Annotated in this window: 15 protein-coding genes; 10 read left to right on the top strand and 5 right to left on the bottom strand. The window is 66.9% G+C overall.

Features of this window, described 5'->3' with window-relative positions:
- Positions 1-5: 5 nt before the first annotated feature.
- Both AC1RPL_RS01005 and guaB read right to left on the bottom strand, forming a co-directional pair.
- Positions 6-1,016 carry a hypothetical protein gene (locus AC1RPL_RS01005; protein WP_493067397.1) on the bottom strand — a complete coding sequence of 337 codons (1,011 nt, stop codon included), beginning with the start codon at positions 1,014-1,016 and terminating at the stop codon, positions 6-8.
- A gap of 46 nt (positions 1,017-1,062) precedes the next feature.
- Positions 1,063-2,520, bottom strand: coding sequence for an IMP dehydrogenase (gene guaB, locus AC1RPL_RS01000; RefSeq protein WP_493067396.1), 1,458 nt, complete (start codon positions 2,518-2,520; stop codon positions 1,063-1,065).
- Between the two features lie 209 nt (positions 2,521-2,729).
- Between guaB and AC1RPL_RS00995 the strand changes: the two genes are divergently transcribed.
- Positions 2,730-2,972, top strand: a complete 243-nt coding sequence (locus tag AC1RPL_RS00995) for a hypothetical protein (protein WP_493067395.1) — start codon at positions 2,730-2,732, stop codon at positions 2,970-2,972.
- Between the two features lie 80 nt (positions 2,973-3,052).
- On the opposite strand, the gene AC1RPL_RS00990 is transcribed toward AC1RPL_RS00995, so the two are convergent.
- On the bottom strand, positions 3,053-3,859 hold the full coding sequence (locus AC1RPL_RS00990; protein WP_493067394.1) for an HpcH/HpaI aldolase/citrate lyase family protein: 807 nt from the start codon (positions 3,857-3,859) through the stop codon (positions 3,053-3,055).
- Between the two features lie 63 nt (positions 3,860-3,922).
- Between AC1RPL_RS00990 and AC1RPL_RS00985 the strand changes: the two genes are divergently transcribed.
- Genes AC1RPL_RS00985 through AC1RPL_RS00965 form a run of 5 tightly spaced genes read left to right on the top strand, consistent with a single transcriptional unit; the run spans position 3,923 to position 7,908 of the window.
- Positions 3,923-4,912 (top strand): SPFH domain-containing protein, encoded by a 990-nt coding sequence (locus AC1RPL_RS00985; protein ID WP_493067393.1) that lies wholly within the window; start codon positions 3,923-3,925, stop codon positions 4,910-4,912.
- Position 4,913: 1 nt separating this feature from the next.
- Positions 4,914-5,363: an NfeD family protein gene (locus tag AC1RPL_RS00980; protein WP_493067392.1), complete on the top strand. Its 450-nt coding sequence runs from the start codon at positions 4,914-4,916 to the stop codon at positions 5,361-5,363.
- A gap of 30 nt (positions 5,364-5,393) precedes the next feature.
- Positions 5,394-7,214 carry a DUF885 domain-containing protein gene (locus tag AC1RPL_RS00975; RefSeq protein WP_493067391.1) on the top strand — a complete coding sequence of 607 codons (1,821 nt, stop codon included), beginning with the start codon at positions 5,394-5,396 and terminating at the stop codon, positions 7,212-7,214.
- Complete coding sequence (locus AC1RPL_RS00970) at positions 7,211-7,531, top strand: hypothetical protein (protein ID WP_493067390.1); 321 nt, start codon at positions 7,211-7,213, stop codon at positions 7,529-7,531. The genes AC1RPL_RS00975 and AC1RPL_RS00970 overlap by 4 nt, the downstream gene beginning before the upstream one ends.
- On the top strand, positions 7,528-7,908 hold the full coding sequence (locus tag AC1RPL_RS00965) for a ribosomal maturation YjgA family protein (protein WP_493067389.1): 381 nt from the start codon (positions 7,528-7,530) through the stop codon (positions 7,906-7,908). The genes AC1RPL_RS00970 and AC1RPL_RS00965 overlap by 4 nt, the downstream gene beginning before the upstream one ends.
- Before the next feature lie 54 nt (positions 7,909-7,962).
- On the opposite strand, the gene AC1RPL_RS00960 is transcribed toward AC1RPL_RS00965, so the two are convergent.
- Positions 7,963-8,412, bottom strand: a complete 450-nt coding sequence (locus tag AC1RPL_RS00960) for a hypothetical protein (RefSeq protein WP_493067388.1) — start codon at positions 8,410-8,412, stop codon at positions 7,963-7,965.
- Between the two features lie 38 nt (positions 8,413-8,450).
- Positions 8,451-10,058, bottom strand: a complete 1,608-nt coding sequence (locus AC1RPL_RS00955; RefSeq protein WP_493067387.1) for a phosphoenolpyruvate carboxykinase — start codon at positions 10,056-10,058, stop codon at positions 8,451-8,453.
- 192 nt (positions 10,059-10,250) lie between these two features.
- Here AC1RPL_RS00955 and AC1RPL_RS00950 point away from each other — a divergent pair, with 192 nt between their 5' ends.
- From AC1RPL_RS00950 to rapZ, 4 genes are read left to right on the top strand one after another with little or no spacing between them, the layout of a single operon-like run.
- A complete protein-coding gene (locus AC1RPL_RS00950) occupies positions 10,251-10,958 on the top strand; it encodes a response regulator (RefSeq protein WP_493067386.1) in 708 nt (235 codons plus the stop codon).
- The gene (locus AC1RPL_RS00945; RefSeq protein WP_493067385.1) at positions 10,927-12,507 is read left to right on the top strand and encodes a sensor histidine kinase; all 1,581 of its coding nucleotides are present in this window, start codon (positions 10,927-10,929) and stop codon (positions 12,505-12,507) included. The genes AC1RPL_RS00950 and AC1RPL_RS00945 overlap by 32 nt, the downstream gene beginning before the upstream one ends.
- Complete coding sequence (locus AC1RPL_RS00940) at positions 12,507-12,935, top strand: aldolase (protein WP_493067384.1); 429 nt, start codon at positions 12,507-12,509, stop codon at positions 12,933-12,935. The genes AC1RPL_RS00945 and AC1RPL_RS00940 overlap by 1 nt, the downstream gene beginning before the upstream one ends.
- Positions 12,932-13,861: an RNase adapter RapZ gene (gene rapZ / locus AC1RPL_RS00935; RefSeq protein WP_493067383.1), complete on the top strand. Its 930-nt coding sequence runs from the start codon at positions 12,932-12,934 to the stop codon at positions 13,859-13,861. The genes AC1RPL_RS00940 and rapZ overlap by 4 nt, the downstream gene beginning before the upstream one ends.
- The last annotated feature ends 1 nt before the right edge of the window (position 13,862 follow it).

Below are 13,862 nucleotides of genomic sequence, written 5' to 3'. Positions count from 1 at the left end.
GGCGCTCAGAGATCCGAGAAGAGCTGGCGGATCTCGTGCGGAGTGCGCTTCGGGAAGACCGCACGCGCGAAGGCGACCAAGTCGCGTTCGAACGCGGTGCGCTCGGCAATCGCCTGATTGCGGTTCCGCTCGTAATCGTCGCGGTGACCGGGGTCCACGTCGCGCAGGGTTTCCCGCCAGGCAGCATCGCCGATCGTCGCCGGCGAAGTGCCCTCACCCTCGCCTCGCGCCTCACGGACTGGCGTGCGTCCTTCAGCGAGCGCCTCGATATGCTTAAGGAAGCGCTCGGCATCGCTGTTCTGGCCGTCGATCTGGCATTGCGCCATCGCAGTGCCCCGGAAGCAATCCATCTCGTGCGCCGTCCCGGCATAGGTGACGAAGCGCTTATAGGCGCTGGCGAACAGCGCGCGCTGTGGGCCCGTCCAGCGCTGTCCGAGGCGAGCGATGCGGCGGTCGCGGCGCTGGCCATCGAGGCGCGCGAAATGATCGGCGCAGACGCCGCCGCCGATGCCGCTGCTATTGTCGGCACAGCCCCCGAAATCGTGACCCTTCCAGCCCGCGCGGCGATACGCATCCAGGCGCTTGACGCGGCTGTCGATCGCGAAGGCGGCGTCCTCGACCTGGCAGGCCATATGGATCGCAACGTCATAGTTGCGCGTGGCACCGCTGCCATTGGCATAGACCGTCATCAGCATCGCCGCGCCACTGAAGAAGGCGAACGGCTGGTCGTGCCGGCCGCGCTCGGTGACGGCGCATTTGCGTGCTTTCACCGGGTCGGCAGGCATGCCGATGCCGTAATAGAGCGCTTCGCTGCTGCAGCCTTCGAGCGCGCGGCGCTCGGCCGGCGTGGGGAGGTCGGCCGCCGGGATCTCCGCATGGAGCACGCTCCGGCAGATCGCCTGCGACACCGCGAAATCGGCGCCATATCCGGTGTTCCGCGACCAGTCGTGATCGCTCGATTGCGGGGTAGCCGCAGTCAGCAGGATGACGATGGCTCCGAAACGCCAAGCCGACATTCCCCCTCCGCTATCTCCCGCACCCTTATCGCGCGTCGGCGCCGCCTCAGCGAGTCGGGTAGTTCGGCGCCTCGCGGGTGATCGTCACGTCGTGGACATGGCTCTCGCGCAGGCCGGCGTTGGTGATGCGGACGAAGCGAGCCTTCTTCTGGAACTCTTCGATCGTCGCGGCGCCGACATAGCCCATCGATGCCTTCACACCACCGACCAGCTGGTGGATCACGTCCTTTGCCGGCCCCTTGAAGGCGACCTGGCCCTCGATGCCTTCCGGCACCAGCTTCAGCTGGTCCTTCACGTCCTGCTGGAAATAGCGATCGGCCGAGCCGCGTGCCATGGCGCCGACCGAGCCCATGCCGCGATACGACTTGTAGGCGCGGCCCTGGTAGAGGAAGGTCTCGCCCGGCGCTTCCTCGGTGCCGGCGAGCAGCGAGCCGATCATCGCAGTGGAGGCACCGGCGGCGATCGCCTTGGCGACGTCGCCCGAGGTGCGGATGCCGCCATCGGCGACCACCGGTACGTCATGCTTGGCGGCTTCGTTGGCGGCTTCCATCACGGCGGTAAGCTGCGGCACGCCGACGCCGGCGACGACGCGGGTGGTGCAGATCGAGCCCGGGCCGATGCCGACCTTGATGCCGTCCGCGCCCGCGCCGATCAGCGCCTTGGCGGCTTCGGCGGTAGCGATGTTGCCGGCAATCACCTGAACGCGGTTGGAGAGCTTCTTCACCCGCTCGACGGCGCGGCTGACTTCGACATTATGGCCGTGCGCGGTGTCGATCACGATCAGGTCGACTTCGGCATCGACCAGCGCCTCGGTACGCGCGAAGCCCTTGTCGCCGACCGTGGTGGCGGCGGCGACACAGAGGCGGCCGGTCGCGTCCTTGGTCGCGTTCGGATAGTTCACTGCCTTCTCGATATCCTTCACCGTGATCAGGCCGACGCAGCGATAGGCGTCGTCCACCACGAGCAGCTTCTCGATGCGGCGCTGGTGGAGCAGGCGGCGCGCCTCTTCCGAGCTGACGCCGGCGCGGACGGTGACAAGGTTCTCATGCGTCATCAGCTCGGAGACGAGCTGGTCGGGACGCTCGGCGAAGCGGACGTCGCGGTTGGTGAGGATGCCGGCTAGCTTGCCGTTCGCCTCGACCACGGGGACGCCGCTGATCTTGTGGCGGGCCATCAGCGCACGGGCTTCGGCCAGGGTGCCGGTGGGCGCCATGGTGATCGGGTTGACGACCATGCCGCTTTCGAAGCGCTTGACCAGCCGGACCGCCTCGACCTGCTCCTCGATGTCGAGATTGCGGTGGAGGACGCCGATGCCGCCGAGCTGGGCCATGACGATCGCCATGTCCGCTTCGGTGACGGTGTCCATCGCCGAGGAGAGGATCGGGATGTTGAGCGAAAGGCCGCGGGTTACCCGCGTGCGGGTGTCCGCCATGCTCGGCAGGACTTCGGATTCTCCCGGATAGAGGAGAACGTCATCGAAGGTGAGGCCGAGGGGGATGTCCATGGGATGCGCCAATGTCCTGATTCGGAAGTTGGCGGCCCATGTAACCGCGAGGGTCCGAAAGCGCTAGGGGGTCGGTGTCCATGGGGCCCGTACAAAGCAGCGCCTGCTCGATCGCGATCTGTTCGCGGATGCGGCGGGCCAGCGCCACCCGAGGCACGGCAATAGCCCGGCCAGTCCTCGGCGATCCGCTGCGGGTTCCAGGCGCCGATGTGCACCGTATAGTCGATGCGCGCCTCGATATTGCGCTGGCGCAGCGCCGCAAGCTGATCGGCGACGGCGCCGGTGGCGTGGCGCGCCTGGCAGAGCATGTCGACCTTGTGGCGCCGCTCGCCGGTCAGCTTGGAGATGCGCAGCCGCACCCGCGACAGCCGAAGCATGTCGAGATCGGGCAACGCGATGACGCGTTCGATCTCATCGAGTGCTGCGAGCAGCTCACGATGCAGGATGGGTAGTCCGCGCATATTCCCATATTAGGTGAAAACCCGGCTACGCGGTTTTCCGGACCTAGGTAATGTGCCGTAGTGGTTTGATCTTAGGCGCGGTCGAGCAGCGCGCGGGCCTGATCGACATGCATCGCCTCGATCATCCGGCCCTGGTAGCGCTCGGCACCCCCAGTCGCTGCCGCGACCAGCGCGTGGGCTTCGGCGATTTCGGCTTCGCTCGGGCCGAATGCGCGCGCGGCGATCTCGATCTGGCCCGGATGGATCAGCGACTTGCCGTCGAAGCCGAGCGCCCTGCCCTCGCGGCATTCGGCGGCCAAGCCCTCCGGATCGTCGAGCTTGTTGAACACGCCGTCGAGTGCCCAGACTTCACTCGCCCGAGCAGCGAGGACGATGGTCTGGAGTGCGACGCTCATCTGGGCGCGCCCGCTGGACGGCGGCAGACGGAGCGAGGCGGCGAGGTCGTTGGTGCCGGCGATGAGGCCGGAGACGCCTGGGACCGCAGCGATATCGGCAGCGGCGAGCACGCCGAGCGGAGTCTCGATCATCGCGAGCAGCGGCTTGCCGAGCGCTTCGGCCACCTGCGCGACGTCGGCGGCGGACTCCGCCTTGGGCAGCACAGCGAAGTCGGCCAGCGAAGCGGCGATAGCGGCCACATCCTCAAGATGCTCGCCCGACTCGATCCCGTTGAGCCGGATCGCGGCCAGGCGCGGGCCGAAGCCCTCCGCCACCGCCGCCACGGCGGCGATGCGGGCGGTGGCCTTGTCCGCGTCCTTCACGGCATCTTCCAGGTCGAGGATCACCAGGTCCGCGGCGAGCCCCCGCGCCTTTTCGATCGCGCGCGGGTTCGAGGCCGGCAGGAATAGCGCGGTGCGGGGTGCGAGACGGGCTGTGGTCATGCCCCCTCTCTATGCTAGCAAGAAGCAAATCGTGAAGGGCCAGAGTCTTTTAGGGGGAGTCGGATGCTCGTACTCAATGTTTTCCTGGGCACAGTGGCCGCGGTGGTCGTGCTCTACCTCTTCTCCAGCGTGACCATCGTCCGCCAGGGCTACCAGTACACGATCGAGCATTTCGGCCGCTTCACCAGCGTGGCGACGCCGGGCTTCAACTTCTTCCCCGCCTTCTTCTACCGGGTCGGTCGGCGAGTGAACATGATGGAGCAGGTGATCGACATCCCCGGCCAGGAGATCATCACCAAGGACAATGCGATGATCTCCACCGATGGCGTGGTGTTCTTCCAGGTCCTGGACGCGGCCAAGGCGGCCTATGAGGTCAGTGACCTCTATGTGGCACTTCTCCAGCTGACGACGACCAATTTGCGTACCGTGATGGGTTCGATGGACCTCGACGAGACGCTGTCCAAGCGCGACGAGATCAATGCGCGCCTGCTCTCCGTGGTCGATCACGCGACGACGCCCTGGGGCGTGAAGATCACGCGCGTCGAGATCAAGGACATCCGCCCGCCCGCCGACATCGTCAATGCGATGGGCCGGCAGATGAAGGCCGAGCGCGAGAAGCGCGCCAACATCCTCGAGGCCGAAGGCAGCCGCGCCGGTGCGATCCTGCGCGCCGAGGGCGAGAAGCAGTCCAAGATCCTCGAGGCCGAGGGCCGGCGCGAAGCCGCCTTCCGCGACGCCGAGGCGCGCGAGCGCTCGGCGGAGGCGGAGGCCAAGGCGACGCAGCTCGTGTCCGACGCTATCGAGTCAGGCAGCGCCCAGTCGCTCAACTATTTCATCGCGCAGAAATATGTCGAGGCGGTGGGCAAGTTCGCCACCTCGCCCAATGCGAAGACGATCCTGTTCCCGGTCGAGGCGACGCAGCTGATCGGCACGCTGGGCGGCATCGGCGAGCTCGCCAAGGAAGCGCTGGGCAATGGCAATGGCGGAAGCCCGCGCCCGCCGGCGCCCCCTGCCCCGCCGCGGCCGCGTCCGTTCGAGCCGAAGGAGGGCTGACATGAACCTGCAGGAATTCCTCGCCGTGCCGGGGCTTGCCTGGCTGATCCTGGCGGCGCTGCTGGCAATCGCCGAGCTGCTGGCGCCGGGCATCTTCCTGGTCTTCGTCGCCGCCGGCGCGGCGGTGGCGGGCGTCGTGACGCTGCTCGTGCCGAACTTCGACATGGTGTTCCAGGTGTTCCTGTTCGCCGCGGCTTCGGCGGCGGCAGTGGCCGTCGGGCGGCGCTGGTATCGCAGGAACCCGGTGCCGAGCGCCGATCCCTTGCTCAACGACCGGGTCGCCCGTCTGATCGGCCAGGTGGTGACGGTGGTCGAGCCGATCGCATCGGGCCAGGGCCGGGTGAAGGTGGGCGATGGCGAGTGGATCGCGAGCGGAGCGGATGCGCCGGCCGGTGCGCAAGTCCGCATCACCGGCGCGCATGGCGGCTCGCTCGACGTCGAGCCCGCCTAGTTTTTTATGTTCGCGAATTGGAGTTTGAAATTGTACACCACTCGCCGTCAGTTGCTGCTCGGCGCGGGCTCGACGCTCGCGCTTGCCGGCACGCCCGCCACCGCCCGTGCGCTGCTCGCCGACAATGACGCGCCCGCCCAGGCGCTGATCGACCGGGTCGCCGAGCAGATGCTGCGCGACTATCCCGAGACGGCGACCACCCTGGGTGTCGACAAGGGCAAGCGGGCCGACCTGAAGCATCAGCTGATGGACCGATCGGTGACGGGCCAGGCGAAGATCTCGGCGAACCTGAGAAAGGCGCTGGCGGACATCGCCAAGCTCGATCTGGGCGCGCTGAGCCCGGCGATGCGTACCCATATCGACGTGATCCAGGCGAGCTTCTCCAATGCACTGCAGGGCTTTGCCTTCGGCTATGGCGATGTCGCGACGGGCAGCTGGCGCAACTCGCCCTATGTGGTGGTGCAGAATGTCGGGGCGTTCCTCGATACGCCGCGGATGCTCGACAGCGACCACCAGATCGCCAACGCGGCGGACGGCGAGGCCTATCTCGATCGGCTGGAAAGCTATGCCGAGCAGCTGGACGGCGAGACCGCGCGGCTCAAGATCGCGGCGTCAAAGGGCGTGATCGCGCCAGACTTCCTGCTCGACAAGTGCCTGAAGCAGATCAAGCTGGCGCGCAGCGGCAACCCGGCCGGCTGGGGCGTGGTGACCTCGGTCGCCAATCGTACCGCGGGCATCGGCGGCGATTTCGGCGAACGCGCCTGGCTGCTTGCCAAGGACAAGCTGACCCCGGCGCTCGACCGCCAGATCGCCGAGCTGGAGAAGCATCGCGCCAAGGCGACGAGCGACGCCGGCGTGTGGAAGTTCAAGGACGGCGAGGCCTATTATGCCTGGGCGCTGAGCGCGGGCACCACCACGACGATGTCGCCCGACGAAGTCCACCAGATGGGGCTCGACCAACTGGCCAAGATTCAGTCCGAGATGGACGCGATCCTCAAGAAGGAAGGCTACAGCCAGGGCTCGGTCGGCGCGCGGATGGAGGCGTTGGCGAAGGACCCGCGCTTCGCCTTCCCCGAGAGCGATGCGGGCCGCGCCGAGATCATCAAGTTCATGCAGGACCGCGTCGCCGACATCCGCGGGCGCATGCCGCAGGCGTTCCGGACGCTGGTGAAGGGCAATCTGGAGGTGAAGCGCCTGCCGCTGGAGGAGGAGCCCGGCGCGCCGGGCGCCTATGGCGGGGCGGGATCGATCGACGGCACGGTGCCGGGCAAGATCTGGCTCAACCTGCGCACCACCGCGCTGCACACGCGCTTCTCCTTGCCCGACCTCGCCTATCACGAGGGCATTCCGGGGCATGTCTGGCAGGGCGAATATGCCAACAAGATGCCGATGATCCGCTCGATCCTGGCATTCAACGCCTATTCGGAAGGCTGGGCGCTCTATGCCGAGCAGCTGGCCGACGAGCTGGGCGTCTATGCCGAGAATCCCGCAGAGAAGCTCGGCTATCTCCAGTCGATGGGCTTCCGCGCCTGCCGGCTGGTGGTCGATACCGGGCTGCACGCGAAACGCTGGACGCGCCCGCAGGCGATCGACTGGTTCGTCACCAACAACGGCTCCTCGGTGGAGGAAGTCTCGGGCGAAGTGGACCGCTATTGCTCCTGGCCGGGCCAGGCCTGCGGCTACAAGGTCGGCCAGAGCGCGATCGTGCGGCTGCGCGAGAAGGCGCAGGCGGCTTTGGGCGCGCGCTACGACTTCCGCGCGTTCAATGATGCCGTGGTGCTGGGCGGCAATGTGCCGATGACCGTGCTCGGGCATGTGATCGACCGGCATATCGCGGAGCGAAGCGCATGATCCTGCGGCGCTGGCGCGGGGTGATCCGCACGGCGGAGCGCGACGCCTATCGCGACTATATCGCCGCGACGGGCGGCACCGACTATGCCGCCACGCCGGGCAATCTCGGCTTCCAGATGCTGTTCCGCGACCTGGGGGACGGCACCACCGAGGTCACGACGCTGAGCTGGTGGAAGTCGCTGGACGACATCCATGGCTTCGCCGGCGCGGACATCAGCATCGCCCGCTATTATCCCGAGGACGACCGCTATCTGATCGAGCGACCGCTTCACGTGGAGCACCACGATGTCGCGGCGGGCAGCATCTTCTCCGAATGACCTGGCGGCCCGGCTATGCGCTCGCCGCCGTGCTGCTGTTCGCGGTGGAGGTGCTGATCGCGCTGTTCGTGCGCGATCGCTTCGTGCGGCCTTATCTCGGCGACACATTGGCGGTGGTGCTGGTCTATTGCGGGCTGCGCGCGGTGCTGCCCCTTCGAGTCTGGAGCGCGGCGGCGATGGCGTTCGGGATCGCGGCGCTGATCGAGTTCGGGCAGGCCGCCAATATTCTCGACCTGCTGGGGCTGCGCTCGAACGTGATCGTCCGCACTGTGCTCGGCAGCGGGTTCGAGTGGTGGGACTTCATCGCCTATGCGGCTGGCGCCGGGCTCGTGCTTGCCGGCGAGCGTCTCCTGCGCCTCTACGCCCCGTCACCCTGAACTTGTTTCAGGGTCCAACTCTCCACAGGCGATATCGCTCGTCGAGGTTGGCGCCTACCCCATCGGCAGCGGCGCCAGGTCCGGTACGACGAAACCGCGGCGCGCCGGAACCGAGAAGAGCAGTTCGCGGCTGTAGAAACGCAGCGGCCAATCGCGCTGGCCCGCAGGGGACTGGAGCAATGCGTTGACCCGAGCAACCAGGCCGGTCTCCTCGGTCTGTGCCAGGAACAGGCGGACGCCCGCCACATAGGCGCGCGTGATCGTGTCGTGATAGCCGCCCTTGTCGTCATTCACGCCGCCCACGCTTTCGTTGAAGCGCGAGATCAGGCCGGCGATCTCGGCATCGACATCGACGTCCGGCCGCTCGGCGAGCAGATAGAGGCAGCCCGCGAGATGGGCCTCGTGGGTCCATTCCTCCTTGGCGAGCGAACAAGACAGCAGGCCTTCGCCGAGATGGACGATCTCGGCGTCGGCGGTGAAGAAGCGAATGGAAAATTCGGTCATCGATCGGGCTCCTATCGCCCGATCGATGACCGGGCCAGTCAGGCGGTTACTTTTGGCGCTGCCTCGCGCACGCCGGCATCCACATGGTCCGCGAACTGGGCGAAGTTCTCGACGAACTGGTCGACCAGCCGGCCGGCCGTGGCGTCGTAATCCGCCTTGTTCGACCATGTCGCGCGCGGATCGAGGATCGCGCTGTCCACGCCGTTCACCGCGATGGGGACCATGAAGCCGAAATTGGGGTCCTTGCGGAACTCGGCCTGGGCTAGGCTGCCGTCGAGCGCGGCGTTGAGCAGTGCGCGGGTGACTTTGATCGGCATGCGCTTGATGCCCGGATCGGTGGCGCGGCCGCCACTCCAGCCGGTATTGACAAGCCAGCAATCGACCTGCCCCGCGGCGATCCGCTCCTTGAGCAGATTGCCGTACACGGCCGGATGGCGCGGCATGAAGGCCGCGCCGAAGCAGGTGGAGAAGGTCGCCTCAGGCTCGGTCACGCCGATCTCGGTGCCCGCCACCTTGGCGGTGTAGCCCGAGAGGAAATGGTACATCGCCTGGTCCGCGCTCAGTTTGGCGATCGGCGGCATCACGCCGAACGCGTCCGCCGTCAGGAAGATGATGTTGCGGGGGACGGGACCGAGATTGCGCTTGGACGTGTTCGGGATGAAGTCGATCGGATAGGCGCCGCGGCTGTTCTCCGCGAGGCTGTTGTCGGCGAAGTCGAGCTCGCGCGAGCCTTCGTCCATCACGACGTTCTCGAGCACCGTGCCGAAGCGCTTGGTGGTCGCGAAGATCTCCGGCTCGGCTTCGGCCGAGAGGTTGATCATCTTGGCATAGCAGCCGCCCTCGAAATTGAAGACCGCCGTGTCCGACCAGCCATGCTCGTCGTCGCCGATCAACGTGCGGCTGGCATCGGCCGAGAGCGTGGTCTTGCCGGTGCCGCTGAGACCGAAGAACACCGCGGTATCGCCCTTGGGACCGATATTTGCCGAGCAGTGCATCGGCATGATGCCATCCTTCGGCAGCAGATAGTTGAGCAGCCCGAAGACGCTCTTCTTCATCTCGCCGGCATAGGCGGTGCCGCCGATCAGGATCAGCTTCTCGGTGAAGTTGACCGCGATCACTGTCTCGCTGCGGCAGCCATGGCGCTCGGGATCGGCGCGGAAGCTCGGCAGGTCGATGATCGTGTATTCGGGCTCGAAGCCGGCAAGCTCCTCCGCGCCGGGGCGGACCAGCAGCGTGCGGATGAAGAGATTGTGCCAGGCCAGCGCGTTGATCACACGGACATTGACGCGGTGCTCGGGCTGCGAGCCGCCATAGAGGTCCTGCACGAACAAGGTGTCGCGATCGGCCAGTTCGGTGAGGAAATCGGCCTTGAGCGCGGCAAAGTGCCCCGACGTCATGCCCTTGTTGACATTGCCCCACCAGACGCTGTCCTCGGTGGTGGCGTCGCGGACGATGAACTTGTCCTTGGCGCTGCGCCCGGTGTGCTTGCCGGTGGTGACGACCAGCGGGCCGTCCTTGGCGAGCTTGCCCTCGCCGCGGCGCACGGCGTGCTCCACGAGCTGGGCGGTTTCGAGATTCCAGAAAAGTTCGGCGCCGGTCCCGATGCCCATGGCATCGAGACCGTGGCGCGGCGTGCGCTCGGTCAAATTGGCCTCCGTCTCCATGCACCCTGGTGGGTGTCCGTATGCCCGGGCTGTTTTCGCACGGTGCAATATTATTGCGCGAGCATAAGCCTGCGCCGAAAGCAGGGTCAACCCGAGTAAACGTTGTCAGCCGATTGAGCCGTAAAGAACTTTCGTTTACGCCGCTGAATCAATGGATCTGAGCACCGCATCCGCATGACAGCAACGATCGCGCTGGTCGACGACGACCGCAACATCCTGACTTCCGTCTCCATCGCCCTCCAGACCGAGGGTTTCCTGACCCGCGTCTACTCGGATGGCGAGAGCGCATTGAAGGCGCTGATCGACAATCCGCCGGACCTGGCGGTGCTCGATATCAAGATGCCGAAGATGGACGGGCTGGAGCTGCTGCGGCGGCTTCGCGAGAAAAGCTCGATCCCGGTGATCTTCCTCACCAGCAAGGACGACGAGCTGGACGAAGCGCTGGGCCTGGCGATGGGCGCGGACGATTATATCGCCAAGCCGTTCAGCCAGCGGCTGCTGATCGCCCGCATCCGCGCGATCCTACGCCGCACCGAGGCGACACAGCCCACGGCCGAGGGCGGCGAGCAGCCACCGGCAGAAGCGCTGGAGCGCGGCCGCCTGGTCATGGACCCGGCGCGCCACCGCGTGACCTGGAGCGGCACCAACGTGACGCTCACCGTCACCGAGTTCCTGATCCTGGAGACGCTTGCGCAGCGGCCGGGCATCGTGAAGACCCGCAACCAGCTGATGGATGCCGCCTATCAGGATGACATCTATGTCGATGACCGAACCATCGACAGCCACATCAAGCGCGTCCGCCGCAAATTCCGGCAGGTCGATCCGGAATTCGATGCTATCGAGACGCTCTATGGCGCGGGTTACCGGTTCTCGGACGAATAGGGACGAGCGCGACCTCGCGCTCAAATGGTCCAATCGCGTCAGCCTGACGCCGCGAATCCTCGCGGTGAACATCTTCGCGCTCGCGTTGCTGGGCGGCGGCTTCTCGTACCTCGACTCGTATCGCAGCCGGATCGTCGACAGCCGCGTGGAGCAAGCCGGCCGCGAAGTGCGGCTGATCGCCCAGGCGCTCGCCTCCGCCAAGGATGAGAAGCGCCGCGACCTGCTGGTGCTCAGCCTGGCCCGCGACACCGGCACGCGCATCCGCCTGTTCGACGAGAAGGGTACATTGCTCTCCGACAGCAAGGCGCTGGGCCTGCGCAACGTGCTGCTGCGCGATCCGGACAAGGATCCCTGGGGTCTGGAGGCGGCACGCTTCCTCGACGCGGTGATCGACACGGTCGCCGGTGCCGACCGCGCGCCGCTCTACCGCGAACGTGCCATCGACCAGGGACTCGACTGGCCCGATGTACGCACTGCCCTCTCCGCGCACGGCACCCCGGCGACGGTGTGGCGCGCGCCCGATCGCACACCGGTGATCACCGCTGCCGCTCCGATCACCGAGCTGGGCGTGGTGATGACCACGGTGAACGCCCGTGACATCACCCAGACCGTGCGCGCCGAGCGATTCCGGCTTGGCATGGTGCTGCTGTTCGTCTCGGTATTCTCGATCCTGCTCTCGCTGTTCCTGGCGCGGACGATCGTGCGGCCGCTGCGCCTGCTCGCCCGCGCCGCGATCCGGGTGCGGCTGGGCCGTGCCCGCGAAGTGGTGGTGCCCCGCCTGCCCGACCGCAGCGACGAGATCGGCCTGCTCGCCCGCGCGCTTTCCGACATGACCCAGGCGCTGCGCGCGCGGATCGACGCGACCGAGGCGTTCGCGGCGGACGTGACTCACGAGCTGAAGAATCCCCTCGCCTCGCTGCGCTCCGCAGTGGACGGCATGGCTTCGGTGAAGAAGAAGGAGCACCGCGACCAGCTGCTCGAGATCGTGCGCGACGATGTGCTGCGGCTCGATCGGCTGATCACCGATATCTCCGAGGCTTCGCGGCTCGACGCGCAGTTGAGCCGCGCCACCTTCGAGCCGGTGGATATCGGCGCGATGATCCAGGCGCTGCTCGACCAGCGCGAGGCGCGCGGCCTGCCCGGCGGCATCCGCATCGCCTTCGATCGCGGGCGGGGTGTCGAGCTCACCGTGCTCGGCGAAGGTGCGCGCCTGGAACGGGTGTTCGAGAATCTGATCGAAAATGCGATCTCCTTCTCGCCCGCCAAGGGACTGATCGCGATCTCGGCATCGAGCGACGAGGAATTCCTGACCATCCGCGTGGAGGATGAAGGGCCCGGCGTGCCCGAGGAAGCGCGCGAGAACATCTTCCGCCGCTTCCATTCGGTGCGTCCGCACGAAGAGGCTTTCGGCCAGCATTCCGGGCTTGGACTTGCCATCGCCCGGACGATCGTAGAGGGCCATCAGGGAAGCATTTCAGTCGAAGCGCGGGAGGATCGATTGAGCGGCGCACGATTCGTCGTCTGTCTGCCACTGGCGGGACGTATTTGATGGCTGAATTGTCTTCGGAGACGATCCAGGGCGCCTGCGTCGCGATCGACGGGCGCGGCGTGCTCATCGAAGCGCGCGACGATGCCCAGCGCACCGACCTGCTGCTGCGCCTGCTCGATCGCGGCGCGACGCTGGTTTCCGATGCGCGCACCGCCTGTACGCGGCACGGCGCCGCGCTGCGGGCCGCTGCCCCCGCAGGTGCGGGCGGGCGCGTGGAGGTACGCGGCATCGGTCCGGTGGAAATGACCAGCCTTGCCGAAGTGGACGTAGCGCTTATCGCGGTGGTGCTCGACGCCGCCCCGCGCCTGCCCGAGGATCGGCGCTTCCGGAACATCGCCGGCATCGCCGTGCCGGTGCTGGCGCTCGGCCCCAGCGAGCCGGCTGCGCCGATCAAGGTGGAATTCGCGCTGAAGGCGCTGTCCGCATGAGCAAGGCGCGACCCAAGCAGATATTGCTCGTCACCGGCATGTCGGGCGCCGGCAAGTCGACCGTGCTGCGCACGCTCGAGGACCTGGGCTGGGAGACCGTCGACAACCTGCCGCTGCTGCTGCTCAACCGGCTGCTCGATACCGCCCCCGCCGAGGTGGATGACGACCGCCCGCTGGCAATCGGCATCGGCACGCAGACGCGTGGCTTCGATCCCGACAGCATCGTCCGCCGCATCAAGAAGCTGCGCGAGGATCACGGCCATGACGTCGGCACGCTGTTCCTCGAATGCTCGGGCGCCGAGCTCGAGCGGCGCTATTCCGAGACGCGCCGCCGCCACCCGATGGCGCCGGACCGCCCGGCGCAGGACGGGATCGCACATGAGCGCGAGCTGCTCACTCCGCTGCGGCGCTGGGCGAACCGGTTGATCGACACGACCAGTCTCAGCGCGAACGAACTCGCCCAGCAGATCCGTACGACCTTTTCTGGCGAAGGCCTGGGCGAAACGGTGATCTCGGTGGTGTCGTTCGGCTTTGCCCGCGGCCTGCCGCGCGACGCAGATCTGGTGTTCGACATGCGTTTCCTGCGCAACCCGCACTGGGTGCCCGAGCTGCGCCCCGGCACCGGCAAGGATGCGGACGTCTCCGCCTATATCGCCGCCGATCCCGCCTATCCCGCCGCGATGGAACAGATCGAGTCGCTGCTGCTTTTGCTGCTCCCGCGCTACCAAGCCGAGGGCAAGGCGTATGTTACGATAGCGTTCGGATGCACGGGCGGCCGTCACCGTTCGGTGCATGTCGCCGAACGGATGGCCGCGCGGTTGCACGACGCGGGTTTTTCGCCCACGGTGACGCATCGTGATACCAAGACCGCGCCGCAGGATTCGCTGGAGGGGGACCCGGTGACCGTGGCAGGGGGCGGAGTTTGAA

The sequence above is a fragment of the Sphingomonas sp. GW821-FHT12D09 genome (assembly GCF_058807215.1).
The sequence above is the reverse complement of the archived record's forward strand: the minus strand, read 5'-3'. Positions and strand labels throughout refer to the sequence as shown.

Excerpts from the sequence above, each read along its gene's own strand:
- AC1RPL_RS01005 (WP_493067397.1), bottom strand. The coding sequence starts at position 1,016 with ATGTCGGCTTGGCGTTTCGGAGCCATCGTCATCCTGCTGACTGCGGCT.
- guaB (WP_493067396.1), bottom strand. The coding sequence starts at position 2,520 with ATGGACATCCCCCTCGGCCTCACCTTCGATGACGTTCTCCTCTATCCG.
- AC1RPL_RS00990 (WP_493067394.1), bottom strand. The coding sequence starts at position 3,859 with ATGACCACAGCCCGTCTCGCACCCCGCACCGCGCTATTCCTGCCGGCC.
- AC1RPL_RS00985 (WP_493067393.1), top strand. The coding sequence starts at position 3,923 with ATGCTCGTACTCAATGTTTTCCTGGGCACAGTGGCCGCGGTGGTCGTG.
- AC1RPL_RS00980 (WP_493067392.1), top strand. The coding sequence starts at position 4,914 with ATGAACCTGCAGGAATTCCTCGCCGTGCCGGGGCTTGCCTGGCTGATC.
- AC1RPL_RS00970 (WP_493067390.1), top strand. The coding sequence starts at position 7,211 with ATGATCCTGCGGCGCTGGCGCGGGGTGATCCGCACGGCGGAGCGCGAC.
- AC1RPL_RS00965 (WP_493067389.1), top strand. The coding sequence starts at position 7,528 with ATGACCTGGCGGCCCGGCTATGCGCTCGCCGCCGTGCTGCTGTTCGCG.
- AC1RPL_RS00960 (WP_493067388.1), bottom strand. The coding sequence starts at position 8,412 with ATGACCGAATTTTCCATTCGCTTCTTCACCGCCGACGCCGAGATCGTC.
- AC1RPL_RS00950 (WP_493067386.1), top strand. The coding sequence starts at position 10,251 with ATGACAGCAACGATCGCGCTGGTCGACGACGACCGCAACATCCTGACT.
- AC1RPL_RS00945 (WP_493067385.1), top strand. The coding sequence starts at position 10,927 with ATGGCGCGGGTTACCGGTTCTCGGACGAATAGGGACGAGCGCGACCTC.
- AC1RPL_RS00940 (WP_493067384.1), top strand. The coding sequence starts at position 12,507 with ATGGCTGAATTGTCTTCGGAGACGATCCAGGGCGCCTGCGTCGCGATC.
- rapZ (WP_493067383.1), top strand. The coding sequence starts at position 12,932 with ATGAGCAAGGCGCGACCCAAGCAGATATTGCTCGTCACCGGCATGTCG.